This is a genomic window from Streptomyces sp. HUAS MG56 (assembly GCF_058673395.1).
Genome location: NZ_CM178722.1, coordinates 8,108,162 through 8,133,018 on the forward strand (window position 1 = coordinate 8,108,162; position 24,857 = coordinate 8,133,018).

General features: G+C 70.3%; 21 protein-coding genes. 9 read left to right on the forward strand and 12 right to left on the reverse strand.

The window, feature by feature from the left end:
- Positions 1–121: 121 nt before the first annotated feature.
- The 9 genes from AC4OXY_RS37880 to AC4OXY_RS37920 all read right to left on the reverse strand — a co-directional run bounded on the left by AC4OXY_RS37880 (position 122) and on the right by AC4OXY_RS37920 (position 11,754).
- Positions 122–1,006, reverse strand: a complete 885-nt coding sequence (locus AC4OXY_RS37880) for an extensin (RefSeq protein ID WP_491991877.1) — start codon at positions 1,004–1,006, stop codon at positions 122–124.
- Complete coding sequence (locus AC4OXY_RS37885) at positions 1,003–1,938, reverse strand: C40 family peptidase (RefSeq protein ID WP_491991878.1); 936 nt, start codon at positions 1,936–1,938, stop codon at positions 1,003–1,005. The genes AC4OXY_RS37880 and AC4OXY_RS37885 overlap by 4 nt, the downstream gene beginning before the upstream one ends.
- A complete protein-coding gene (locus AC4OXY_RS37890) occupies positions 1,935–2,924 on the reverse strand; it encodes a replication-relaxation family protein (RefSeq protein ID WP_376288565.1) in 990 nt (329 codons plus the stop codon). Before AC4OXY_RS37890 ends, AC4OXY_RS37885 begins: the two co-directional genes overlap by 4 nt.
- 43 nt (positions 2,925–2,967) lie before the next feature.
- Entirely contained in the window at positions 2,968–5,373 is a 2,406-nt protein-coding gene (locus AC4OXY_RS37895) for a type IV secretory system conjugative DNA transfer family protein (protein WP_491991879.1), read from the reverse strand.
- Positions 5,370–7,232: a VirB4 family type IV secretion system protein gene (locus tag AC4OXY_RS37900; RefSeq protein ID WP_491991880.1), complete on the reverse strand. Its 1,863-nt coding sequence runs from the start codon at positions 7,230–7,232 to the stop codon at positions 5,370–5,372. The genes AC4OXY_RS37895 and AC4OXY_RS37900 overlap by 4 nt, the downstream gene beginning before the upstream one ends.
- Positions 7,229–8,179, reverse strand: coding sequence for a PrgI family protein (locus AC4OXY_RS37905; RefSeq protein WP_491991881.1), 951 nt, complete (start codon positions 8,177–8,179; stop codon positions 7,229–7,231). Before AC4OXY_RS37905 ends, AC4OXY_RS37900 begins: the two co-directional genes overlap by 4 nt.
- Positions 8,180–8,183: 4 nt before the next feature.
- Positions 8,184–10,241: a TrbL/VirB6 family protein gene (locus AC4OXY_RS37910; protein WP_491991882.1), complete on the reverse strand. Its 2,058-nt coding sequence runs from the start codon at positions 10,239–10,241 to the stop codon at positions 8,184–8,186.
- Entirely contained in the window at positions 10,241–10,618 is a 378-nt protein-coding gene (locus tag AC4OXY_RS37915) for a pilin (protein ID WP_491991883.1), read from the reverse strand. The genes AC4OXY_RS37910 and AC4OXY_RS37915 overlap by 1 nt, the downstream gene beginning before the upstream one ends.
- 344 nt (positions 10,619–10,962) lie before the next feature.
- Positions 10,963–11,754, reverse strand: a complete 792-nt coding sequence (locus AC4OXY_RS37920) for a hypothetical protein (protein WP_491991884.1) — start codon at positions 11,752–11,754, stop codon at positions 10,963–10,965.
- 469 nt (positions 11,755–12,223) lie between these two features.
- Between AC4OXY_RS37920 and AC4OXY_RS37925 the strand changes: the two genes are divergently transcribed.
- The 4 genes from AC4OXY_RS37925 (at position 12,224) to AC4OXY_RS37940 (ending at position 15,165) form a co-directional block, all read left to right on the forward strand.
- A complete protein-coding gene (locus AC4OXY_RS37925; RefSeq protein ID WP_356032546.1) occupies positions 12,224–12,880 on the forward strand; it encodes a hypothetical protein in 657 nt (218 codons plus the stop codon).
- Positions 12,881–12,902: 22 nt separating this feature from the next.
- Positions 12,903–13,856, forward strand: a complete 954-nt coding sequence (locus AC4OXY_RS37930) for a TRM11 family SAM-dependent methyltransferase (RefSeq protein ID WP_491991885.1) — start codon at positions 12,903–12,905, stop codon at positions 13,854–13,856.
- A gap of 359 nt (positions 13,857–14,215) precedes the next feature.
- Positions 14,216–14,710 carry a MarR family winged helix-turn-helix transcriptional regulator gene (locus tag AC4OXY_RS37935; RefSeq protein ID WP_402069522.1) on the forward strand — a complete coding sequence of 165 codons (495 nt, stop codon included), beginning with the start codon at positions 14,216–14,218 and terminating at the stop codon, positions 14,708–14,710.
- Entirely contained in the window at positions 14,707–15,165 is a 459-nt protein-coding gene (locus tag AC4OXY_RS37940) for a MarR family transcriptional regulator (protein ID WP_376288554.1), read from the forward strand. The genes AC4OXY_RS37935 and AC4OXY_RS37940 overlap by 4 nt, the downstream gene beginning before the upstream one ends.
- A gap of 339 nt (positions 15,166–15,504) precedes the next feature.
- Here the strand turns inward: AC4OXY_RS37940 and AC4OXY_RS37945 are convergent, their stop codons facing one another.
- Both AC4OXY_RS37945 and AC4OXY_RS37950 read right to left on the reverse strand, forming a co-directional pair.
- Positions 15,505–16,347, reverse strand: coding sequence for a patatin-like phospholipase family protein (locus AC4OXY_RS37945; protein WP_491991886.1), 843 nt, complete (start codon positions 16,345–16,347; stop codon positions 15,505–15,507).
- A gap of 662 nt (positions 16,348–17,009) precedes the next feature.
- Entirely contained in the window at positions 17,010–17,984 is a 975-nt protein-coding gene (locus AC4OXY_RS37950; protein WP_491991887.1) for an AraC-like ligand-binding domain-containing protein, read from the reverse strand.
- 274 nt (positions 17,985–18,258) lie between these two features.
- Between AC4OXY_RS37950 and AC4OXY_RS37955 the strand changes: the two genes are divergently transcribed.
- Entirely contained in the window at positions 18,259–18,645 is a 387-nt protein-coding gene (locus AC4OXY_RS37955) for a peptidoglycan-binding domain-containing protein (protein ID WP_356032530.1), read from the forward strand.
- Positions 18,646–18,889: 244 nt separating this feature from the next.
- A complete protein-coding gene (locus AC4OXY_RS37960; protein ID WP_450864050.1) occupies positions 18,890–19,378 on the forward strand; it encodes a carboxymuconolactone decarboxylase family protein in 489 nt (162 codons plus the stop codon).
- 578 nt (positions 19,379–19,956) lie between these two features.
- On the opposite strand, the gene AC4OXY_RS37965 is transcribed toward AC4OXY_RS37960, so the two are convergent.
- Positions 19,957–21,051: a pentapeptide repeat-containing protein gene (locus tag AC4OXY_RS37965; protein ID WP_491991888.1), complete on the reverse strand. Its 1,095-nt coding sequence runs from the start codon at positions 21,049–21,051 to the stop codon at positions 19,957–19,959.
- A 254-nt stretch (positions 21,052–21,305) separates the two neighbouring features.
- Between AC4OXY_RS37965 and AC4OXY_RS37970 the strand changes: the two genes are divergently transcribed.
- The 3 genes from AC4OXY_RS37970 to AC4OXY_RS37980 are packed head-to-tail and all read left to right on the forward strand — an operon-like array spanning position 21,306 to position 24,636.
- Positions 21,306–22,850, forward strand: coding sequence for a circularly permuted type 2 ATP-grasp protein (locus AC4OXY_RS37970; RefSeq protein WP_351607113.1), 1,545 nt, complete (start codon positions 21,306–21,308; stop codon positions 22,848–22,850).
- Entirely contained in the window at positions 22,847–23,779 is a 933-nt protein-coding gene (locus AC4OXY_RS37975) for an alpha-E domain-containing protein (RefSeq protein ID WP_356032514.1), read from the forward strand. Before AC4OXY_RS37970 ends, AC4OXY_RS37975 begins: the two co-directional genes overlap by 4 nt.
- A gap of 2 nt (positions 23,780–23,781) precedes the next feature.
- Positions 23,782–24,636: a transglutaminase family protein gene (locus AC4OXY_RS37980; RefSeq protein ID WP_491991889.1), complete on the forward strand. Its 855-nt coding sequence runs from the start codon at positions 23,782–23,784 to the stop codon at positions 24,634–24,636.
- The last annotated feature ends 221 nt before the right edge of the window (positions 24,637–24,857 follow it).

Consider the following 24,857-nt stretch of genomic DNA (forward strand, 5'->3'; position numbering starts at 1 on the left):
TGGGTCGGTGGAACGTGCAGTGCACCGGTCCGTGTGCCGATCGGCGAACGGGGAGGCCTGAACTCCCGACCCAGACCCGATCAGTCCCGGCTCTGTGCGATCGGGTGACGGGCAGGGCGGCTCAATTGACGGAGGGCGGCGATGGCGTGCGATCGCATGTCAGAAGCTGCTCGCGGATGTGCCGGGCACGCCGTGGCCCGATGCGCAGATCGGTGCGCAGCCGCCAGACGCTGACCGGCTTCCCGGTGGCGGCGCGCGATGCCTCGTTCAACGCGATGGCGCGAGGCCACACATCGGCGTCTGTCGCCGTGTCGTCGGCTGGTGGGGGATCAGATGCCAGCAGGGGGTGATGGCGCCCGTCGTCGCCCGTGTGGGGCCGGTCGTGGCCGGTGTCCGCGGCGGGGATGCTGATGGAGAAGGGCGCCGGACCGGTTCGGTCCCTTTGGTGGGCCACCGTCGATGAATCGGGGCGGCCGGTTTCCGGGTCGGCGCTGGTGCCGGGCGATCGGGATGTGCCCGGGGTGGGCAGAGAGCGCTGTTCGGGAGGATCTGCGATGGTGATCCGGTCCATGAGGTCGGTGACGGTCCGTCGGTAGGCGGCGATCGTTTCCGTCAGGGCGATCAGGAGCAGAGCGGGAGTCAGGTGCAGGAGGACGGCTGCCGGATCGGACTGGTGGGGCCAGCCGATCTGCCCGTCGGGCCACAGGCTCTCCCAGGAGTTCATGAGAGCGGCGGTGCATCCGGCACTCCAGCGCAGTGCGGTCGACCAGATCGGCGGGCGAATTCCCCACGAGGCGAGGTGTGCGTCGACGTAGAGGACGCCGGCGAGTGCGGTGCCGATCATCGGGTCGAGGAGGACCGCGATCGGCAGAGGGATGTCGCGGCTGGTGGCGAAGCGGGTGACGTTGACCGTGGTGAAGACCAGGGCGAGGAGCCCGACCGCGCACAGGACCCAGGTCATCATCCGCAGCAGGGCGACGGCTTCACGGACGGGGACCTGCTTCACGCGCTCGCGCCTCGTGCTGCGGGCCTGGTCGCGCCTTGGAAGGAGGGGGAGTCGGTGTGCGCCGGGCCCTGACGCACGACGGCTCCGGGGTGCGGCGCATCGATGGCCTGGCCGCCTCCGATGTAGAGGGCGACGTGGGTGATGTCGCGCGGGCCGGTGCCGAAGAACAGGAGGTCACCAGGGGCCGGCGCTGCTCCTCTGGGCACATGGGGGCCTGCGTCGTACTGGTCCTGGGCGACGCGGGGGATGCTGATGCTGACGGCATGGTAGGCGGCTTGGGTCAGGCCGGAGCAGTCGAAGCCGCCGTCGGCCGGGCCGTCGCCGCCCCACACGTACGGGGTGCCGAGCTGGGCTCGGGCGAATGCAACTGCTCTGGCTGCCGACTCGGTTGGGGCAGGAATGGCAGCCGCGTACTGTTCGGCGATCTTGAGGACCTGGTTCACGTAGGCGTCGGAGTGGTTGTACTGCCAGATGGCGTGGCGGAGGTCGTGGCCGTTGCGGGCGCCGCTGGCGCACAGCAGCCGGGCAGAGGCGTAGACGGCGTCGACCGGATCCCAGGGGGTGGGCGGGTTCTTGCCCCCGGGCGGGACGGGGTGTGCGTACGTGGCGAAGGTGGGCGGGAGGAACTGCATGGGTCCGACCGCGCCGGCCGAGGAGACCATCTCCGGGTTGCGGGCGTGGTCGGTCTCGACCTTGCCGATCGCGGCGAGGATCGTCCAGGAAAGGCCCGGACACTCCAGGGCGGCGCGTTGGTAGAGGGCGAGCAGGTTCGCGGGGATGTCCGCCAGTGCCAGCCTGCTCGGCGCGGCTGCCACACTGCCGCCGGCGGACAGCCCGCCCAGCAGTGCGGCGATGGCGAGCGCCGGCAGCAACGGCAGGGCGAGGATCGCGCAGCCGATGCCGCCGGCGGTCTTGGCGAACAGCGAGCTCACGCTCTGGCCTTGGGCGTGGGCGGAAGGGGGGACACAGGCAGGGTGAGGGCCGTGTCGGCGTCGGTCGGCTCCAGTTCGACGGCCGGACCGAGCCGGGGCCAGCGGGTGGCGAGGTTGGTGAGGGTGGTGCGGCGGGTGTCCCCGGGGCCGAGAGGACTCCACCAAGGGCCCCATGGCGTGGTGGTGGTGAAGTCTGCGGAGGAGGTCGCAATGGTCAGCCCCAGTTCCCGTGCAGGGGCGGCGAGACGGCAGCGGAGTGCCTGGTCGCGGGAGGCGGTACGGGTGTGGATGAGCAGGGCCGGGCGGGTGTCGGCTGTCGTGGCGAAGGCGGCGTAGCCGGTGAGTTTGGCCTCGACGCGACCGAGGGTCTGGCTGCCGGTGTCGTATTCGAGGAAGAACGGCAGCAGGTGCTCGCCGTCGCACCAGTGTGCGTAGGCGTCGGGACGGACCAGGTCGCCCCAGCGGCGGGCGCAGGAACGCTCGGACAACCAGAGAGTGAGCCCGACGCCAGGAGTGTTGCGGCCGTGGGCGGCGAGGTGGGTGAGGAGTTCGTTGACGCCGAGGTCGTGGCCGAGGGAGGGGGAGTAGGCGATGCGGCCGGTGTGGCTGGGGCGCCAGCCGAGGTCGGCGAGGTCGCGTCCGGCGTGGGCGGCGAGGACGGCGGCGCCGGCGGGGCCGAGGGTGTAGTGCTCGGGGGCGGAGCCGGTCTGGGTCAGGGGGCGGAAGGAGTCGAGGACGGTGTGCTGGTGCAGGGTGCGCAGGCGGCGTTGGGCCGAGCGGAGCGACGTGTAGGCGAGGCCGGCGATCTGGTGGGTGGTCAAGACGCGGTGCTCATGGAGCATGCGCGCCAACCACAGGTCGCGGGCGGTGAGGGTGCGGGAGAGCGCAGCGACGTCGGTGTGCCGGGCGGGGCGTGGGCGGGTCGTCACTGCGCGAGCGGTGCAGCGGGAGCCGGGGCCCATGGCGGGGCGGGGCAATGAGGGCATGACAGGTCACCACCAGGTGTGAGGAGGATGGGGGAGGCGTGCTTCAGGGGCGTGTGGCCGGACGTGGCCCGGTGCGTCCGCCCGCCGCCGCCCGCAGGTCTTTCGCCCGGCCGGGCACCGGGGGCGGCAGGGGACGGGTGGTGAGAGTGAACGCGGCCGACTCCGCGCCGCCGGTCAGCAGATGAGCACCGGCCTGGTACGGGCCGAGGTGAGCGAGATCGTGCGCGGCCAGTGTCGGGAGCGTGTGCCGTTCCAGCGCGCCGGCGTCTTCCGGGGAGGCGTTGAAGAAGATCTTGTTGCGGGCGTTGGCAGAGATGCCTTCGCGCAGGTCGCGGGGGAGCTGGGCGAGGTGCTGGTGGGCCAGCAGCATGGACAGGCGGTAGCCGCGTGCCTCGGCGAGCATGTCTTCCAACGGATATGGCAAGGTCAGGAAGTTGTGCGCCTCGTCGATGCTCAGCGTGGCGTCGATCCGGGCGTGCTCGGGTGTGCGGGCACGGGCCGCGGCAGCCTGCCAGGTGCCGGCGACGATGAACGAGCCCAGCAGCCGGGCGGTCTCCTCGCCGAGCGCTCCCTTGGGCAGACGGGCCAGCAGGATGCCGCCGTCGAGGACGCCGGCGAGGTCGAAGGTGGAGGGGCCGGCGGCGATCGCGCGTCGGGCGAAGTCACGCAGCAGGAAGGCCCGCAGCTTGTTCATCACCGGGCCGACCACGGCCGCTCGTGAGGGCTCGGACATGGACTCGTACCAGTCCCAGAAGCCCCGCAGCACCGGATCCTTGAGCGCGGGGATGATCCGCAGCCGGTAGGCGGACTCGCCGAGCAGCCGGGGGACATCGGCGAGGGTGACCAGCTGGCGGGTGCGCTCGCGGTGCTTGAGAAGCGTGAGACAGGCCGCGCGCATCACGTCGTCGGTACGCGGGCCCCAGAAAGCGGTGAAGATACGCCGGAAGATGCCGGTGAGGTTGTCGACGACGACGTCGATGTCCGTGCCCTCGAGGACGTTCAGACAGGGCGGGGTGTGCGGGTCGTCAGGGTCGATGAGGACCAGGCGGTCGGCACATGTGTCCGGGAGGCGGTCCAACAGGTCGGTGACCAGGTCACCCTTGGGGTCGATGACGATGACGCCGCGGCGATGGCACACATCGTCCAGGACGAGGTTCGCGACGAGGGTGGACTTACCGGAGCCGGTCGCGCCCATGACATGGAGATGATGTCGGGCATCAGCGACCGCAAGCCCCACGCCGCGGCGGGCACCGGTGTCCGAGCGGCCAAGAGGTTTGACCCCGCTGCCGGGCACCGGCTCGGGAACGGTGGGTGGGGGCAGAACGGACCGGGCGCCGGCCCGCCGCAGTCCGGGGGCGTCCACGTCGGCCGGGAGATGGGCCAGGGCGGCGAGTTCCGGGACGGACAGCAGCGCCGGCCGCGAGAAGGGGAAACACCGGGCACTCAGGTGCGGTTCGGGCCGAGGCAGGCGGGTGCGCGCGAGATAGTTGCGGTCGGCGTACAGGCCGAAGGCAGACGCAAGCGCGTGGGCCCGGCCGCGCGCCACATCCTGCGCACGCTCCACCTCGGTCGAGCAGGTGGCGGCGTAGGTGATCACACACTGCCACTGCGGTCCGGCGAGCTTCGTGGCCGACTGCCGTACAGCTGGGCCGTGTTCGGGATCCTGTTTGCCGGTGGTGCTGGGCTGCGCACGGTGGAGAAGGAGCGCCGCCAGGGCGACCGGCCGGGTGGGCACGTGTCCCGCTTTCAGCCTGCGGGCCTGGCGACGGGCCCGGCGCAGGGCGCTGCCGGTCGCAGGGCGGGCCAGGACCTGTACGCACGCGGATTCGTCCTCGCCCATACCGGTGGCGGCCTGGAGCAGGGCCCGCAGCGGGTCGGTGGCGTGGTCGGTGCGCAGCGGCAGCACGTCAGGACGGGTCGAGCGCAACCTCCCAGCGGTCACGCTGTGGCCGGTCGGGAGGAGCAGGGTCGGCTCGGTGACGCGGGTCTGGGCGCCGGGCCAGGCGGCCTCGACAGCACGGCGTACCAGGCCCAGCGGCACGGAGCCGGGCAGCCACAGCCGGATCGACAGCCCGGTGTGGGACCAGGCGTATTCGAAGGCGAGGTGCGGCTGGCCCGTCGTGATCCGGTGCCACCAGGGGCGCAGGAGACCGGAGAGCTGCGCCCACAGAACTTCACCGCCCCGGGCAGCGACCACAGGCGGTGCGAAGACCTCCACACAGCGGGCGCCCTGGGCGAGGCGCTGTTCGCGCCGCAGGCGCAGGCGATACCGGAGCACGGAGCCGCCCGCCAGGGCGACGGTGACACAGGGAACGAGCACGAGAGCATGCGCCCAGAGCCAGCCGGCGCCGTTGCCGCCGATCGTGCTCCACAAGCCGTCCGTGCCGGTGAGGAAGTCCACCAGTGGCCCGCCTGACCGGGAGTGAGCATTCGGGATGTATGCCGTCATGATGCCCAACCAGCGTCGCGGTCGAAGGGCTCATCGGTGGAGAGGCCATCGGCCTCGGGATGCCCGGCCGTCAGGTATTGGGCGGCGAGCTCGCCGGGATCCGTGGTGATCACTTCGTGTTCGCCCGGTGCGGCGACGCTGATCAGGGCGACCTTGTGGCGGCGGTCACCGGTCAGCAGCAGGGCCTCGCCTCGGGGCGCGGAGAGCAGGAACTCCCGCTCGCCGTGACAGAGATGGAAGTTGTCGCTGATCACCTCGATGGCCTGCGGGGCCTGGCGGAGCAGGATCTGGGTGGCCGCGTTGGAAACGATGGCCCGCCCGAGCGGGGAGGCGAGGACGTCGTCGGCATCCGAGGTGACCATCGCAAGACCGGTCCAGCGTTTGCGGGCGGTCTTGGCCATCCGGAACAGGAAGCCGGCTCCGGCGCCGTCGCGCATCAGCAGCCATGCCTCGTCCACCACGACCAGGTGCCGGCCCGGCTGCGTGCGATGGGTGACCTGCCGCCAGACCGCGTCCAGTGTAAGGAGCATGGCCGGTGGCCTGACCTCTTCCGGAAGCTGACGCAGGGCGAACACGACGAGGTGACCGGTGGTGGAGGCGGTGGTGTGACCGTTGAACAGCGCTGAATGCGAACCGGTGGTGAAAGGAGCGAGCCGATTGGTGAGATCGGCTGACGCCTCGCTTCCTTCTTCGGCCAGGACGGCCGCGAGATCGGCAAGCGTGGGCGGGGTGCGCTGCCACGTACGGGGATCGGAGGTGATTCCGGCGCGAGCGTATGCAGCAAGGATGGCCCGGTCCAGCACAGCTTTCTCGGCCGTGGTCAGGTCACTGCCCAGCAGGACCGCAAGGAACGTGTGCAGCAAGAGCACGCGCCTGGTCAGGATGTCCTCGCTGTTGTCCGCCGCTGCCGGCAGGTCGAAGGGGTTGAGGCGTACGCCGTCGGCGCCGAGCGCGACGACGTGCCCGCCGACGGTGTCGGCGAGCCGGACGTACTCGTTCTCCGGGTCGATGACCGAGGCCGTCACGCCGGTGAACATCAGCCTCAGCAGCTCCAGTTTCGTCAGATAGGACTTGCCGGCGCCGGAGCGAGCCAGGGTGATCGAGTTGTAGTTGTCCTGGGCGAAGCGGTCCCACAGCACCGGGGCACCGGACACCGCGTTCAGCCCGTACAGCACCCCCGACGCGACGCCGGCCTCGTCGGTGCTGATCGGCAGATCGGGGCTGGCGAAGGGGAAGCACGCGGCAAGTGCGGCGGTGTCGAAGGTGCGGCGGATTTTCAGAGTGTCGACGCCGAGAGGCAGGGTCGCCAGCCAGCCCGGCAGAGCCCGGTAGGTGGTCGGGGCAACAGTCATGAGGAGGGATTCGGCGACGGCCCGGACGGCGGCGGCCTGCTCGGCCAGGCTCTCCTCGTCCGCGGCATGCACGGTCAGGTAGAGGGCGACGTGGAAGAGTTTCCCCTCGCCCCGGGCAATCCGGTAGGCGAGTTCAGCGGCATCCGCCGCGGCGGCCTCCGTCTCAGGGTCGTCCAGGTGCCCCTTGTCGAAACCGGTGCGGCGGCCGGATTCCAGACGCGCGCGCTGCTTCTTCAGCCCGGCAGCCGCAAGAGCATTGGGAACGGGCTCGATGTGCACAGCGATGTCCAGATGCCCGGGGAAGCTCAGCAGCGGGACGAGCCAGCCGGCGCTGACTTCGGCCGGGTAGCCGGTGACCACGAGCGTGGTGGCCAGGTGCGCTCCGATGGCCAGCGCGCGAGCGTGCACCTCGATGGCCTCGGGACCGGCCACATCCAGCAGGCGGGCGCCGTCCACGATCGGGGCGTCGGCAGTGGTGCGACGGGCGCTGAAGGGGAGCCGGATCATGCGAGGCTTCCTTCCGGATCGTCGTCGGGTGGGGTGGGTGTGTCGGGGTTGCAGGCCGCACTGACCAACTCGGCGCTCTGCTCGGCGTCCAGCGGGATGACCGTGATCTCGGCGGCGGCGAGTGCGCGAGCGGCCTCGGCCACGCGCTGACGTGCTCGTCCTTCGCTGGAGTGGCCTCGTATGCCGGGTGCTGCGGCTTCTTCGCGGGCGACCAGCACGATCTGCCGACCGCGCAGGTTGCCGCTGGCAGCGAGGTCGGTGAGGAAGTCGGCGTGCGCTCGGGCGGCGCGCTCCAACGCGGGGTGCGGGAGCGCGGTGGCATCGAGCTGCAGGGTGTCAGCGAGCGGGGCGAGGTCGATGCGGTGGCAGCGCACCAGCAACTGGGTCGGGCCGGTCAGGGAGTTGAGCCAGCGCGCGAACGCCGCGGTCAGGGCCTGCTGCTCGGCCGCTGAGCGCAGCTCGAAGTTGACCGTGGAGCACGTCGCCAGGGCCGCCCTTCCGTCCCGGTTCAGGTCGAGCACCCCTTCCGGTGTGATCCCGTCGTACGGCATACGCATCGCATCCGGAGGCGAGCCTGCGGCTGTGGCCCAGCGGCCGGGAACGACGGCCGGCAATGCGGGCATTCCTTCGGGGGCGTGCACCTGGCGTTTCGACGCGCGGGCATGGGCGAGCGCGGAGAGCAGGAAGCGGTCCAAGCCGATGCTCTCCCGGCGGCCTAGCGCGAGGGCGGCCACCGCGCCGGCGACCGGAATGACGAGGACCACGTACGCGAGCGGGGGCATGAAGCGGTGTGTGGCCCACCAGCCGCCGTACAGCACGAGTGCCGCGGCAGTGAGGATGCCTGTCTGCCTGGCGGTGAAGGGTCCCAGGAGGCGGTCGGGGCGGGAGATGTCGGCTGGAATGCGGGTGGTGTAGGGGGCGTCCGCCGTCTCGTCGGGCTGATGCACGGGGTTACCTCCGGGGTGGTTCGAGGGGCAGGCGCAGTTGCATGGGGCGAGGCGGCCGGACGTGGACACGGCGGGCGGGAATGGGCAGGGCCAGTTGGCGGGCTCGGTTCGCGGGGGTCGGCCGGGTCGCCGGCGGTGGCGTGGCCGGCACGGCGCGGGCTGGTGAGGGCGGGGCCGGTAGGCGCTCGGCGCGGATCGGCAGCCAGAGCTGGGTAGCCCCTGCCGGCCGGGTCGGAGTGCGCGCGGCAGTGACGGGCAGGGGCAGTTGTCGGGTCCGACGGGCTTGGGCGGGGTAGATCACAGCGCGGGGACCTCTCGGCGTGCGGACAGCGGGAGCCACACCGGGCCTGCGGTGCCGCGGCGTCTGGCGAGGTGGGACAGCGGGGACAGGAGTCCTGGCCGCGGCGGGAACCGGTAGTGCGCCGACGCCGCCGACGCGGCGCCCGCCCCGTCCGGGCGGGGCACCGGGCGCGGGCTGACCCGCTGGCCGGGGGCGGCCACCGGGGCGTGGCGCGCCCGCTGGTCCGCCACGGCCTTGCCCGCCCCCACCCCCGGGGCCAGGGGCAGGCGGGCCGCCTCCACCCGGCCCGCGCCTGCCTCGTCCCGGACGGCCTACTCCTGCGCCGGGGCCGCCCCGGCCCCGGCCTGCACCACCTCCACCACCTCCACCACCTCCACCTCCTCCTCCTCCGCCACCACCACCTCCACCTCCTCCTCCTCCGCCACCACCACCTCCTCCACCACCGCGCCCGCCAGGGCCGCCGCGGTCCGGGCCCGGCCCGCGGCCTCCTCCGCCTGGGCGGCGACGTGGTGGGTACATGCCTGGCAGGTAGTGGTTGATGAGCCGGTACATCGCCAGGTGCCTGAGCATCCGTACTCCGGGCGTGTGCGGTTGGTGCGCGGGGGTGCCGTGCAGGACGACCTGCAGCGTCCAGCCGGGAATCTTGAACAGCACCCAGAACAGGGCCACGCCGGCGAGCATGGTGCCCAGCTGGTCGGCCTTGGGAATGCCCAGGGCGGTGGCACCGGGGGCGAAGAACAGCTTCAGCGCGAGGACGAACGTCATCGACTGGGCGATCTGGATGACCAGGCAACCGGCCAGCCCGCGCCACCACAGGCGGGCGACCGGATCGGTCAGCGGATGCGCGTGACACGCCAGCATCAGGGGCGCGCCTGCGGCCAGCAGCGCCATCACCGCGACACGTACCAGGAAGCCGATCAGCACGGCGAGGACCAGTGCCGTCGTCACGATCGCCAGGATGAGCAGGTACAGCTGCAGGCCGGGGGAGCCGAACAGGGTGAAGGGCAGGACGCGTTCGACCATGCCCTGCCCGGCGTCCGACAGGTCGCTGGCCATGATCGCGTGGGCGAGGGCGTTGGACAGGCTGATCGCCTTGCCCATCACGGTCAGCGAGGCTGCCGCCGCGGCCATCCCGAGCAGCAGGCGCGGGGCGATCTGCCGCAGGGCGTAGTGGGTCTGGACGGTCTCGTAGCCCATCACCGTGATGCCGCCCGCGGTCACGAACAGCACATAGATCCCGGCGGTGGTTCCCAGCGTCCAGGTCCACAATCGCTTGATGTCCGTGTGCTGGGTGACGTCGGGGGTGGCGAGCAGGGTGTCGGCGAGGAACTCGCGGATCGGCTTCATGACCTGCTCGATCAGTGTGCCGAGGAACGAGGTGACCGCGTTCACGATCATGCCGGGGATGTCGAGAAAGCCCCAGCCGCTGTCCTTGTCGCAGCCGACGCCGGTGGCCTCGCAGGCTGACGGGCTGGGGCCCGGCGCCGGCTCGGTGGGGGACGGCTGTTCTGGTTTCGGCGCGGGACGGCCCGCGGAAGGGGTGGGTCCTGGGGCGGGATCCGGCCTCGGTCCGGGCTCGGGGGCGGGGGAGGGCGCCGCGGGGCCGGGCGCGGGCTGCGGTTCGGGCTGAGGTGGATCAGGGGAAGCCGGGCCGAAGGCAACCAGGTCCACGGCGTACGCGGAACCCGGCTGGGCGAGCGGAACGAACACGAGGGCGGCCAGGAACAGCAGCAGCAGGGCGCGGCCCAGACGTGAGCGCATCACCGCCCGCCCCCGCCTGCGCCGACGATGCCTTGCAACACTGTCACGACCACTGGCGCCAGGATCGCGAGCCCGTAGCCGATGGCCGCAGCCTTCAACCCCCGCTTGGCTGCCTCGACTTCCCCGGGATCGCCGCCGGCCATGAGGTAGCGCAGCCCGCCGAAGGTCAGGAACAGGGTGGCGAGTCCCGTGAGGATGCCGACGATCCAGTTCCGCAGGTTCGTGATGACGGTCGGGATGTCCGCGACCGCCCACACACAAGGCGGATCCGCCAGCAGTGCCGAAACGGTACAGGCAGCGACGAACCCCAAGCGCGAGAGCCAGCGGGCCAAAGGCCGGAGCTTCGGCTGGTACGGCCGACGGAGCTTCGCGGACATGGCAGCACACCTCCATCGGCACACAGAACTGGACAGAAAGGGGCGACCGAGACGGCAGTCCCACAGGCGTGTACGAGAAGCGGGTGCGGGGTGAGCAGAACCCTGGCCTCCGGGCCGACCTCCTCAAGGAGTGCGACGGGAAGGGTTTTCTCGGGTGTCAGCACGAGACGGTCGTGCTCACCCCGCACACTGCATCGCTCCTGCCCGAGACATCGGCCGCCAGCCGCTGCGCCGGACCGGAGCGGACGGCTCGGATCCCGATCCGGGCCGGGCCATCGTCGTGAATAGAGACGCCGGTGGCGGGAATTGACATTCCGCCACCACAGATCGCCCGGTCGGACGCCCTACAGCTCTTGCTGCAGGCGCCGCAGATGTGTGGCCAAGTGCTGTTCGGCGGCGCTGCGGTGCCGGTAGAGCTGACGTGCACTCATCCCGCGCTCGGCCGCGAGACGGTCCATGGGCTCTCCGTCGAGGCGGGTTCGGGCGATCAGCCGCGCCTCGGCCACGCGGATCACGCCGGCCTGCACGGCGCGGGCCAGCACCGTCAGCTCGTCCACCGGCTCTCCCTTGTCCACCTGGGGTGGGGAGTACGGGTGGTCGAGAGATCCTGCATATGCGGCGGTTTCGCGGGCGGCTTGGCGGCGCGCTGCGTACGCCAGTCGGTGCACGGCCCGGTCGGCCGCGCTGAACAGTTCCCGGTCCAACCGTTCCACGCCGGGGTCCACCGTGCGCAGGGCCGTGGCGACAGCTGCCAAGGCCTCCTGCTCGACCTCGGCGCGCTCCAGATGGACGGGGCGGGCCAGCCGGGCGAGCATCCGGCGCAGCACCGGCACGGTCATGGCCACGGCGACCACACCCCATGGCTCGCCGAGGTCGCGGGCACGCCGGACCACCTCGCGCCAGGTCTGCTCGCGCAGTTCGGCGCGGGTGGAGGAGTGGGCCAGGTGAGTGCGGATCCGGTCGACCGGCCAGGCCGCACGGTCGGGTTCGTCGCACACCAGGTGAGCGGGGAGGGTGAGGGGCTCGGCGCCGTGGGCGAGAGCGAGGAACGTCTGCTCCAGCTCTCCGAGCGGCGAGCGAAGAGTGCTCTGCGGGTGGGCGACGGTGGGGCGGTGGGGGTGCTGACGGTGGTGCATGGCGCATCTCCCGTGACGGCGTGGACAACTTCCGCCGCCACACCTCCCAGGCCCCCGAGTCACCGCCGGCCCACTCACATGCCAGTGCCGCGCCACCGCCGGTCGAATGGACCGGCATGTGCGATGGCCCGGCTCTGCTGCTCCCGCCATGGGCTGCCATGACGCCGCGAACGGAGCATCGCGATTCGAACACGGAACTTTTTCGGCATCGATCTGATCGCCGTCATAGGGGCCGCCTCCGATGGTTCGGTGGTGGCTCGCATATGGCACGCGACTGGCTCGTAAGGAAGGTGACCTGCGCCAACGTGATAACTGGCGAGAAAAGCCAGTGCTGCCCGCCGTGCACGCGGAGCGAACGCCAAGGCAATCGAACACCCGCAAGGCGATGGCGAAGATCAGCCAGCGAGTCCCTATTACCCACGTCAGCACGAGCACGGCCGGACCCTCACTCCCGGGCCCCGCTCAGCCCATGCCGAACCACGCTGCTCGCCGCCGTCGTACCGCCCACCTACTGCCGACGACGGTGTGGCTCCCCGGCCCGGACGAGCCCAACGTTGCTCCCATCCCGGGAGCGGTACTGCCCGCCTGGGCCCTCGACAAGATCCGCACCGACTTCGTCGGACGCCCCGCCGACCGGCCCGCCCCACTCCTCAAGATCGCCATCCGGGACACGGCACCGGCCATGGACGCCCGCATCCCGACCGCCCCCTTCACCAACCCGGCCGACGACGAGGACGGAGCGAAGAAGCCCTCCCTCCTGCTGGCCGAACTCCACCCCGACACCTTGCCCGCCCCCACCGACGACCTGCCGTCCGACCACAGCGGGATGCCCGGCGCCCTGGCGGACGGTTGGCCCGGCTTCTTCCACCGTGCCCACCGGCTCCTCCCCGACTACGGACTTCTGCTGCTGGCCACCCGCCAACGCCGGGAGGCCGGACAGCTCACCGACCCGCTGGGGACACTGATCGCTTGCGCCCGCACCGCCGGCTTCCGCTACCTCCAGCACATCGTCGTCGCCTACGCCCATCCCGTCGGCGACCACCTCGTACCCGTCCTTCCCGCGGACATCTCCCGCGGCGTCGCACACTGCGACCTGATCGCCCTGTCCGCGATCCGCCACGCCTAGACCCGGGAAAGAGGAGACCGCCGTGCCCTACCCCCTCTCGGTGTGGAACACCGCTCCCACCTCCGCCCCGGCGCAGCGCAAGGGCCGCTACGTGCCCGGCTCCGCCGCCCACCCGGCCAAGATGCTCCCCAGGATCGCCGCCCACGCCATCTCCACCTACACCCGCCCCGGCGACCTGGTCCTCGACCCGATGTGCGGCATCGGCACCACCCTCGTCGAGGCCATCCACCTCGGCCGCAGCGCCCTCGGCGTCGAGTACGAAGGGAAGTGGGCCGACATCGCCCGACTCAACGCAGCCTCCGCCACCCGACAAGACGGCACCAGCGCCGGCGCCGTGCACTGCGGCGACGCCCGAAACCTCACCCAGCTCATCCCCACCGCACTCCACGGCGAGGTAGACCTCGTAGTCACCTCACCGCCGTACGGAAGCTCCGTTCACGGGCAGGTGCGCTCCACCCGCGAGACCGGCGAACGCGGGGTGGTGAAGACGGACTACCGCTACGGCCACGACCCTTCCAACCTTGCCCACGTCTCCACCGACCGGCTCCTGGAAGCCTTCACCGAGATCCTTGCTCAGTGCCGGAGCGTCCTGCGCCCTGGGGGAACGGTCGTCGTCACCACCCGCCCGTGGCGCGAGCGGGGCGAACTCATCGACCTGCCCTCCGCCGTCCTCGCTGCAGGCCAGGCCGCCGGACTCACCCCCACCGAACGCTCCGTCGCGCTCCTCGCGGGTATCCGTGACAGCCGCGTGATCACCCGTCCGTCGTTCTTTCAGATGAAGAACGTCCGCGACGCCCGCCGACAGGGCCTCCCGCTCGCGGTGATCCAGCACGAGGACGTACTGATCTTCACCAAGGCGGTGCCAGGCAGGCTGTGCGACGGCGCATCGGCGTCGAGCAGGTCGCGCTGCGGAAACCGAGCGAGCCGGACGCGCAGGACCGTAGACACATGTCATGTCTGCACCCGCGGGAGGTGAGACGTCCGCAGTGGCCACCGCTCCTTCTGACAAAGGAGATCGCCCGCATTCGATCAAGGGTGTGAAGGCGCTGGCGGCGGAGACATCGGCAGACCCGGGCACCGCGAGCTCGGCTGTCCGCAACGAGGAACGAACAAACTGACGATGTACGCCGTCGTGCCGATCCTGCCCGCCGGCCGGGATCGGCACGGCCGGCTCCCTGGGGAACTAGGGCCTGTATTTGGTCTTGATCGTGTGACGGGGCGGAGGCGGTCCCGCTGGAGGCGTTCCCTCGGCCCGTCGCGGCGCCGAGTCGATTGCGCCGTCACATCCGCCGAAAATAGTAGCCATGGACATAGTAGCCATGTAATCTATTCGCCATGAGCAAGGGTTCACCGGGCCCCACGCCCGGCTTCCTGGTATGGCGGCTCGCCAACAAGTGGCGCGTCGCGGTCGACCGCGCGGTGGCTCCGCTGGGTCTCACCCACGCACAGTACGTACTGGTCGCGTCGCTGCACGGCATGCAGCGCACTGGCGAGCGGCCCAGCCAGCGCCGGCTCGCCGACCACACCGGCCTGGAGGCGCTCTATGTCTCGAAGCTGGCGCGCGTCCTGGAGTCGGCCGGTCTGATCGAGCGCACCCGCGACCCCCGCGACCCGCGCGCCGTACAGCTCGCCCTCACCGAGCAAGGACAGGCTGTCACGCGGCAGGCCATCGCGGTGGTCCAGGGACTGCTCCAGCAACTGCTGGAGCCGCTCGGCGGCCTCAACGCCCCGAGGACGCGCGCGTTCACCGCCGAGCTGACGGCCCTGCTCGACGTACCTCTCGCTCCATCCGTACCGAACGACCAGAGCACCCGGAGGGGAACGCCATGACCACCACCGCATCCACCGCTACCGCGCCCGTCGCCGATGCCCGCGCCCTCGCCCTGGCCCACTACGCCGCCCGCAGCGTCCTGGAGCACGTCCTGGCCCGGTACGGCGCCACGTTCCAACAGCAGGTCGCCCTGCGCGCCGCCATCACCACCGAGACCCCGCAGACGTCGGACGATCTCATCACCCAGGTCCAGGGCTCCCTCAAGGCCGATCCGGCCGACATCCGCGCCACCCTCGACGAACTGCTGGCCAAGCAGCTGCTCGTCGCGGACGGCGCGCACCTTCGCCCGACGGACGCTGGGCGCGAGCTGCTCGCCGCCACCGGCGCGGAGACCGCCCCCATCTCCGCCCGCATCTGGGGCGGGATACCCGCCGAGGACCTGACCGCCGCCGGCCGCGTCCTCGCCCTGGTCACCGAGCGCGCCAACGCGGAGCTTGCGGCGCTGACCGCCTGACCTCGCGACCGGTCCTGTAACTGGCTGTGATCACAGGCTGGTTCGGGTGAGGTCGTTGATCCAGATCATGGAGGCGCGGAGATGCAGCCGGCGTGCAGTCCATGGGCCGAGTCGGATCTTGTTTCGATAACGCAGTCAGCCAGGCGTTCAACAACGTGCTCAAAGTGGAGTACGTGCACCGTCACACGTTCCGCACCCGCACCGAGGCCCGGAGCAGACTGCCGACGCTCTCCTCGTCGCGTTTGAGGCCGGGAAGCCCCGCCGTCTGCCCGAGCTGTTGGTTGGCTTCGGCTCTGAGAGCTGATGTTGTCGGCGACGGCCACCCTGTCGCGTCGTGTGCTACGCCATGCTCCACAGCGTGGCGATCTCCTGCGCGGCCGCCCGGCCCTGGGTGAAACCAGCGTGGCCCGCAGGGGTCCTGCTGGCAGGGGACAGCGGGTCGGTGCCGAAGGCGGCAAGAGAGGCCTCGTCGGGGGTGATGACCTCGACGAGGCCGCCTCGCCGGGTGATCGAGGCTGCGTCGGCATCGAGTACAGGGTCGGGCATCGGAGCGATGACGAGAGTGCGGGCGTAGTCTGCCGCGAGATCGAGGTTGGTGAGCGAACGGACGCCGCCGTCGATGTAGCGGTCGTCGCCGACTGTCGCGGCAGGCCAGACACCGGGAATGGCGCAGCTCGCCGTCACAGCGTCCACCAGGCCGACGCCGGAGGTACGGTCGAAGACCCGGGTCTCACCGCTGACAGCGTGCACGGCGATCACCGACAGATTGCGCTCCGGCCACCTGTGAGACGGCAACCGGGCCTCGATGACGGCCCTCCGGGCGGCCTCGGTCACGGTCTCGGCGGCCAGAGCCATCTCACCCATCCGACGCAGGCGTTCCACCGGGTCGGTGACCTCAGCGTCGACTTTCGCGGCGAACTCGAAGGCCTCGACGAGCGCGCCGTCCCGCGGCGTCAGCTCCTCCTGCTGCAGCGCGGGGTCCACCTGGGCCCGGAACAGCGCCGGCAGCTCTACACCGCTGGTGAGCTGTGCGGCCACCGCCGACCCGGCCGAGGTCCCGAACAAGGCGTCCGCGTCGGTGACATCTACCCCGGCGTCGGCGAGACCGGCCAGTACGCCCGTAGCCCAGGCTATTCCGGCCACTCCGCCACCGCCGACGACCAGCGCACGTTCGTTCTTCATCCCTACCCCCAGCTGCTCATCCGGTTGAACGTCACTGCAAAGCCCGAGGTGGGTAGGGATATTCCTCAGCGCAGCGTTCGCCGATAGACGGACACCAGCCCGCCCTGCCCCTGCCGCATCCGGTAGCTGGCTGAGCCCCGATTTTCTGTAACGGTCTGCGGAGGAGTCGGCAGACCGTTTCCAGACCCAGCAACTGCGCTGATCGACTGGGCCGGAACCCCGTGTGGCCACCTTGTCACCGCCGCTCGAATCGCTCGGCGTGTGCGATGGCTCGGCCGTAGACCGCCCTCGACGGCCTGCTGCGACGGCCCGGCCGGAGTGACGCGAATCGAGCCCAGAGGTCTTCGGCGTCGTTCCGAGCCTTCGTGGGACGGCCGCTCTCACTGGCTCGGTGGTGGCTCGCGAGTGGCTCTCGACTGGCTCGCATACAAAATGACCTGTGCAAACGCGATGCTCGGTGAGGAGATACCCAAGGCGCCCCGCACGCGCGGAGCGACCACCGTGGAGATCGGACACGCAAGGGGCGATGGCAAAGACCGGCCGACACGACCACGCCGGCTTACGCGCACCGGTCGCAGACCGGCACGACGACGGCCCAGCCCAGCCCCGGCCGCCGGTGTCGAGGGCGACCAGGAGGCAGCCGTCGGCAACCATCGCGACATCTACCGCCGAGTTCCGTAAGCCCCGCTTGCGCGAGCGGTATCGAGGGCTTGGCGACGGTAATCGCTGGGAGTTCTGCCGTACGCGGCGCGGAACGTACGGCTGAAGGCGGTGGCGCTGGTGAACCCCCAGCGGGCGGCAATGGTTTGCACCGGCTCGTTGCGCAATTCGGGGCGGGCCAGCTCACTGCGGCATTGTTCAAGTCTCCGCCGCCGAATCAATGCGGCGACGCTCTCCTCCTGACCTTGGAACAGCGCGTACAGGCTGCGCAATGAGAGGTGGTGACGGTCGGCGATAGCGCCCGGGGTCAGTTCAGGGTCGCACAGGTTGTGCTCGATGAAGGCGGTGATCTGACGGAGCAACGCGTGAGCCCGGAGCTCCGAAGGCACTGCCCTCACGGCACCGAGCCGGTGCGCCAGGCACGAGGTAGCCAGTTCCACCGCCATGTTTCCAAGTCCGCCCAGTTCCTGGGGCCGGCAGTCGGGGCCGTTGCCGGAGAGCGCGACCAGGAACTGGGCCAGGATCGCCCCCATGCCCGTGCCACCGGGTATGCGCTGCGCGAGGAGCCGGTCAACCTGCTGCGTGGGCAAGAGCATCTGCGCCTTGGGTATCTGCAGGACGAACGCCTCGACGTTGCGGCCGTCTGTTCCGGAGCCGGACTCGTAGGGGCGGGATGTGTCCCACAGCACCATGTCCCCGGCCTGCAGCTCCGCCTCGCCACCCTGTTGCGCGAACCACGCGGAGCCTTTGGTCACCAGCCCGAGTTGGTACTGCTCCGGGTCTCCCTTGCGGATCAGCGTTGGTGTGCGTCGCGAACGGAGCGGGGAGTAGGAGAACCTCGACACCTGGGCGGTTCCGAGGTCCAGCACGGCGCCCTCGGCATAGAACCCAGCGGCGTCCTGCGGAGTGAGCGCCGACGGCATCAAGGCACTGGACACCACGTCGGCGAACCAGTCGAACCTGTCTGCTGCCGGCACCGCTCCTGCGGAACCACCCTGCCACATCGTCAAATCCCCCCGATATCCCGCTTCTCACCGCCGGTGCCTGCACCTGCAGTGATCAGAAGTCTGACGGACGGGGCGAGGCACTGACATCACGACCGACTCCCGGTGCGGGGGAGCCCTTCTCCCCGCTGCACGCATTGTGCAGGAGGACTGCATGGCATGCACACAGCAGCAGGCTCTCCGTTCATAGGCTGCCTCCCGCTCGACTCTTCTCAACCCGATCGGGGGAGCCTTGAACATCAAGCGGATGGCCAAGCACTTCAGTGTCGCAATCGCAGTTCCCATGCTGTTCGCCGCCACCACCGGCATCGCCAATGCCAGCACCACCGCGCCGTACGTCGGCTACGGATACTCCACCAAGTACAACGCCGTGTTGTGCGTCCAGCACAACCTGAACTACGCCTTCCAGAACACGCCCCTCGCCAACCAGAACCCTCCGGCGCAGCTGGCCGAGGACGGGATTTGGGGGAACAAGACCTGGGGCGCTGTCGAGTGGTTCCAGAGCAAGATGAACATCCAGGTGGACGGAGTTGTCGGCCCGAACACCGGGGACTGGCTCGCGGGCTATGGCGACCCGGGCTCTCTCGGCTCGCCCTACCGCCCCTGCTACCCGTACATCCCCACCTCGTGGTGACGGCGTCGAACAGGAAGGCCGCGCACATGAGCATCGTGCGCGGCATCACCAATGATCTCTGACTGCCTGCTACCACTGAGAACACCCGGTTCACCCAGCCAAGGCGCGACCCGGGAAGGACAGGGTTGTCACCAGGTCCGGAGCACGTCAGAGATCCTTCCCGGATTCCTGTCACATCTGCGTGCGCCGATCCGTCAGTGCGGTGAAGACGCCAACCAGGCCGATACGAAAGAGAACAAAAGCCATGACGGACAGCTCTATCTCCCGGATGCCCAACCCGGCCGAGTTCGTGCCCGAGCTCAACGACATCAGCGCCGCCCTTTTCCGGGCCACGGGCAACCACTCGGTGCCACGCACCACGATGAACCTCGTCCACCTGCGCGCCGGGCAGATCGTCGGCAACACCTACCTGACGATCCTGAACACCGGCTTCCTACGCAAGGCCGGGGAGTCCGAGGAGCGCATCACCGCCGTCTCCTCCTGGCAGGACGCCCCCTACTTCACCGACGCCGAACGCGCCGCCCTCGCCCTGGTGGAGGCCACCCTCCAGCCCGCCCCGCACGGCAAGGAGCGCGTCTGCGACGAGCTGTACGCCGAGGTGGCGAAACACTACGACGAGAAGGCGCTGGCCACCCTGACCATCGCGATCGGCCAGATCAACTTCTTCATCGCCCTGGCCGTCATCGGCAAGCCGCAGCCGGTCACCTCCCTCGCGGACGAGCAGTGGGACTGACCTGTCCGTCAGCGAGGTCGGCCGACCCGGCCGCGCGGGTCCGCATGGTCGTCGACGAACACCTACAGTGCCGCTAGGAGGGCGTCCAGGCTGCTTAGGTGCTGTGACCGGTTCGCCGGGTTGGCCATGCTGCGCAGGGGAGTTGACGGCGCGCGTATGGTGGAGAGGAAACGCATCAACGCCCGCCCCGGGTTATGAGCCGGGCGGGCCGAACGGGGGAAGAAAGGTGCGTGCCCGATGACGATCGGGCTCCTCTCCACGATCGCTACTGTGTTCTACGGGGGTACGGTCTCGATCCTCGCTCTTACTGCGACCTTTGCTCCGCGTCGCACGCTGCGGCGTGAAGCGCGCAGCACCCTTGCTGTCCTGGTACCGGGGAGGGCGGTGGAGTCGCAGCAAGTAGACGGCGTGGCAGTAGGCCCAAGCAGCTGAGCGGTCACGGCGAAGTCAAGTGCTGATCCGTTCTCGGCGCCCGGGCACGCCAGCGCCGGGGTTGGTCAGGCTGCCGTTGTGAGGGGGCGTCCGCCCCCTCGACTCGGCGGCCTTATCAATCCAGTGCGATGAAGTCGAACCAAGCATCAGGCCGACAGCAGGGGCGGGATTGGCCTCGTGATCGCGGCAGCCGGCAGCAGAACGTCAGGTTCGGCGCCGGGATCCTCGGCGATGACGAGGCTGGCCGCGTCGATGTCGAAGCCGTTTGGCCAGATGGTCAGGTCGCTCGCCAGTGCGCCTTCGAGTCTCGCGTGCTGCAGGTCGGCACCGCTGAGGTCGCAGCCCCGCAGGTCAGCCAACCGCAGATCCGCACGGACGAACACCGCCCCATGGGCCCGAGCCTTGCGCAGGTTCGCCTCCCTGAGGTCCGCACCGGAGAAGTCCGCCTCCCGCAGGTCGGCCTTGACCAGGCGTGCGCCGCGCAGATCGGCTTCGAGACAGCGGACCTTATGGAGAATCGACGTCCCGAGTTCGGCATACCGCAGGTTGGCTTCGATCAGTGACGCCCCGCTCAGGTTGACCTGGTACACGCTCGCCGCTTCCAGGCATGTGGCGTCGAGGTTGACACCGTTCAGCCACAGCCCGTCGCAGTCGGCTCGACGAAGGTCGGTGAAGCTTACGTTGAGCCAACCCGGGCTGCGTTCCTGGCCAAGGACTCCGAGGCAGGTGAGCGCCACCTGAGCATCGGCGGCACGGGTCTCCAGCGGGCGTACCGAGTTGATGGACGCGTCCGCCGCCGGAGCGCCCGGCTCCTGTGGCGGCCACGGCAGATGTGTCCGAAGGTATGCCGCCATGATCGAGACGACGGCTTCGTGGTCGCGGGCGGAGTGGTCCGCGATCCGCCACAGTGCGTAGATGCCGCCGATCCGCACGTCCAGTTTGTCACTGCCGAGCTGTTCCACTGCCCGGCTGAAGCGATCGGTGACATTGCCCTCCCGGGTGGCGTTCAGCCCGTCCTGGCTGACACGCAACTGCCGCCAGGTGGCGTAGGCGCCGAACAAGACGACCGCGCCACCGACCGCCTGCAGCAGCGTGGTACGCACGTTGTTCACCGCGTTCATCCGGTCCGCGGCAGCAAGGTGGCCGCCAGCGAGATCGTGGTCCACCACCATCCCTGGAAGGACCAGGAGCACTACGGACAGCACGGCCAGTGCGGCCACCCCGACCAACGCCACGGCCACCGTGCGAGTCGCGCGCCAGCGGCTACGAACACTTTCCCCCATAGCCATCGGATCCTAGAGCAAAGCCGAACCCGGCGAACCTGAGCGGTCAGGGCCGGCCCCCGGCACGGTCACCCCGCACACCCCAGACATCCGGCCATCCGCACTCCGGGTGCGCCCGAGACTTTTGGTACCCCACAGGCTGGCGGCCGCGAGTGCGCCGCCGGAAATCATGTAGAGATCGTCGCGTTACGAGCCGCACTTAATGTCCCTTCATGGCGGATATATTTGACGCGTACGCGTTGGCCGACGCGTGGGACGAGATGTTTGTGCGGCCGGGTGAGGTCAGGACCGCCTATGAGCCGGTACTGGCGGCGCTGCAGCCGATCGCACCGAGTGAACTGCGTTTCAGAGCCGACCAGATGGCCCGGGCGTTCACCGACCGTGGTGTGACCTACGCCTTCGCGGGCGAAGAGCGGCCGTGGCCGCTGGACCTCGTGCCGCGCATCCTCGACGCCCTCGAATGGGATCTCATACAACGCGGCGTCGGCCAGAGAGTCAGGGCCCTGGAGGCCTATCTCGCCGACGCCTATGGTCCCTGCCGTGCCTTCGAGGACGGCGTCGTGCCCTGGCGGCTGCTCCTCAACTCCCCCCATTTCCACCGCGTCGCGCACGGAATCGAGCCTCCCGGGGGCGTGCGCATCCACGTCGCCGGCATCGACCTCGTGCGCGACGAGGCCGGGGACTTCCGGGTGCTGGAGGACAACGTACGGGTGCCCAGCGGGGTGTCGTACGTGATCGAGAACCGGCGTGCGATGACCCGCATCTTCCCCTCCCTCTTCGCCGAGCAGCACGTGCTGCCCGTCGACGGTTACGGGCACCGCCTGCTGGCCGCCTTGCGCGCCGCCGCGCCCGACGGCACCACCGACCCCAGGGTCGTGGTACTGACCCCCGGGCCCAACAACGCGGCCTACTTCGAACACGCCCTGCTCGCCCGGCTGATGGGCGTGCAGCTGGTGGAGGGACACGACCTGCTGTGCCGGAACAACCGCGTGTGGATGCGGACCACGCGCGGCGAGGTGCCCGTCCACGTCGTGTACCGGCGTCTGGACGACGACTTCCTCGATCCGCTGCACTTCCGGCCCGACTCGGTGATCGGCTGCCCGGGGATCATGAACGCGGCGATGGCCGGCAACGTCACGCTCGCGAACGCCGTCGGAAACGGGATCGCGGACGACAAGCTGCTCTACACCTACGTCCCGGATCTGATCCGGTACTACCTGTCCGAGGAACCGGTCCTGCCCAATGTCGAGTCCTACCGGCCCGACGAACCGGGGCAGTTGGAGGCGGTCCTCGACCAGATCGAGCAGCTCGTCGTCAAGCCCGTGGACGGAGCGGGCGGTCAGGGCATCGTCATCGGGCCGAAGGCCGATCCCGACACCCTCGAACGCACCCGCAAAGCCGTCATCGCCGACCCGCGCGGCTTCATCGCGCAGCGGCCCGTCGCCCTGTCCACCTCCCCCACCCTCGCCGGCGAGGGCATGGCGCCGCGCCACATCGACCTGCGCCCGTTCGCCGTGCACGACGGCAACGATGTCTGGGTGCTGCCCGGCGGCCTCACCCGCGTCGCCCTCCAGGAGGGCAACCTGATCGTCAACTCCAGCCAGGGCGGCGGCTCCAAGGACACCTGGGTACTCGCCGAGGGCCCCGCCGAGCGGCCGGCCTCCGTCGGCTCGGGTGATCCGCCCGAGGTCGCTCCCCGCCAGCTGGGTCCCGACGGCACCACCACGGTCGTACAGGAAGGGGCGCAGCAGCAGTGAACGACGTGATCCTCTCCCGGATAGCGGAGGCGCTGACCTGGACCGGGCGGTACGTCGAGCGGGCGGACGCCACCGGCCGGATCCTCGACGCCTATCTGCACCGCATGCTGGAGGACCCCTGGCGCGACGAGGACGTGGCCTGCCGGTCGCTGTACGCGATCCTCGGCGTGGACGCGGGGGCGGAACCGGTGGACATGCAGCAGGTGCTGGACCAGCTCGCGTTCGACGCCCGCTCGACCGGTTCCATCGAGGGTGCGCTGGGCGCCGCCCGGCTCAATGCCCGCAGCGCCCGTGAGGCCGTCTCCTCGGAGATGTGGGAGTGCCTCAACTCCACCTGGCACGCCCTCGCCGACCAGCGGCTCGCGGCCCGCCGTACGGGCCCGTACGCCTATCTGGAGCTCGTCCGGCGCCGCGCGGCCCTCTTCTTCGGGCTCGCCGACTCCACGATGAGCCGGGACGACAGCTGGCGGTTCGTCATCCTGGGCCGGAGTCTGGAGCGGGTCGACATGACCGTACGGCTGCTGAGCGTGCGCGTGCTGGACGCGGCGCACGCGCCGGACTGGCCGACGCTGCTGAGCGCGAGCGGCGCCGACGAGGCGTACGCGCGCGTGTACGGCGGTTTCGGCGACACCCCGCGCGTGGCCGAATTCCTGCTTCTGGACCGGGACTTCCCGCGCTCGGCGCTGCATGCGCTGACCACGGCCGAGGAGTGCCTGACCGCGCTGGGCCGCCCGCGCCAGGACCCGGCACGCCGCCCGATCGGCCGCCTGCGTACCCGCCTTGAGTACCTGGACTCGAACGCCCTTGAGGAACAACTACCGGTACTGCTGCGGGACTTGCAGCAGGCTTGCATGACGTCCGCCGACGCGGTGGCGGAACGGTTCTTCCCGTACCAAGGGGCCGTCGAGTGGGCCCAGGAAGGGGCGTGAGCGTGACCAGCAACGGAATCCGCCGCCTCCGCATCCGGCACGTCACGCGCGTCTCCTACGCGCAGGCCGCCGTCTCCTCGCACAACGAGGTCCGCATGACCCCGCTGACGCTGCCCGGCCAGACCACTCTGGACGGTCGGGTGACCGTCGGCCCGGCGGCCGCGACCTGGTCGTACTGGGACTACTGGGGCACCCAGGTGACCGGCTTCGACCTGATGGACCCGCACTCCGACCTCACCATCACCGCGTCCAGCCTGGTCGAGACGGCCCCGCCCGGTCCGCTTCCCGAGCCGCCCGGCTGGGCGGAGGTGGCCGAACGCACCACGCGCTCCCGTCTGCTGGAGTTCGCGAACCCGACGGTGCGTACGACGGTCCCGGCGGAGCTGATCGCCCACGCGCGGGACGTCACGGCGGGCCTCGACCCGCACGAGATGGCCGTCGCCGTCTCCTCGCTGGTCGCCGACCGGGTGTCGTACCTGCCCGGCACCACCGGCGTGACCACCTCCGCCGCCGAGGCCTGGGAGCAGGGCACCGGCGTCTGCCAGGACATCGCCCACGTCACCATCGCCCTGCTGCGGGGCCTGGGGCTGCCGTCCCGCTATGTCTCCGGCTACCTGCACCCGGAGAAGGAGGCCGAGCTTCACCGCCCGGTCGCCGGGCAGAGCCACGCCTGGATCGAGTACTGGGCGGGCGGCTGGTGCGGCTACGACCCGACCAACCGCACCCGCGCCGACGAGTCCCACGTGGTGGTCGGCCGCGGCCGCGACTACGACGACGTGCCCCCGCACAAGGGCGTGTACCGGGGGGTGGCGGGCGGGCCGCCGGAGGTGACCGTGGAATTCACACAGGTTGCCTGAACGCGACAGAGGGCCGGGAATCACTCCCGGCCCTCCGGCCGACCCCTTCATGACGCGTCACCCGACACCGAGCACGTCGGGCGAAGTCCGCTGCGGTTCGGCAGCCCCCTGAAGGAGTGCGGGACTGTGTCTGATACGCCCCTTGCAGCCGGGCGACGCCGTGACCATCTGACGAGCCCCGCCCTCCAAGACGACGGATCACCCGCGACCCATCAGACAGG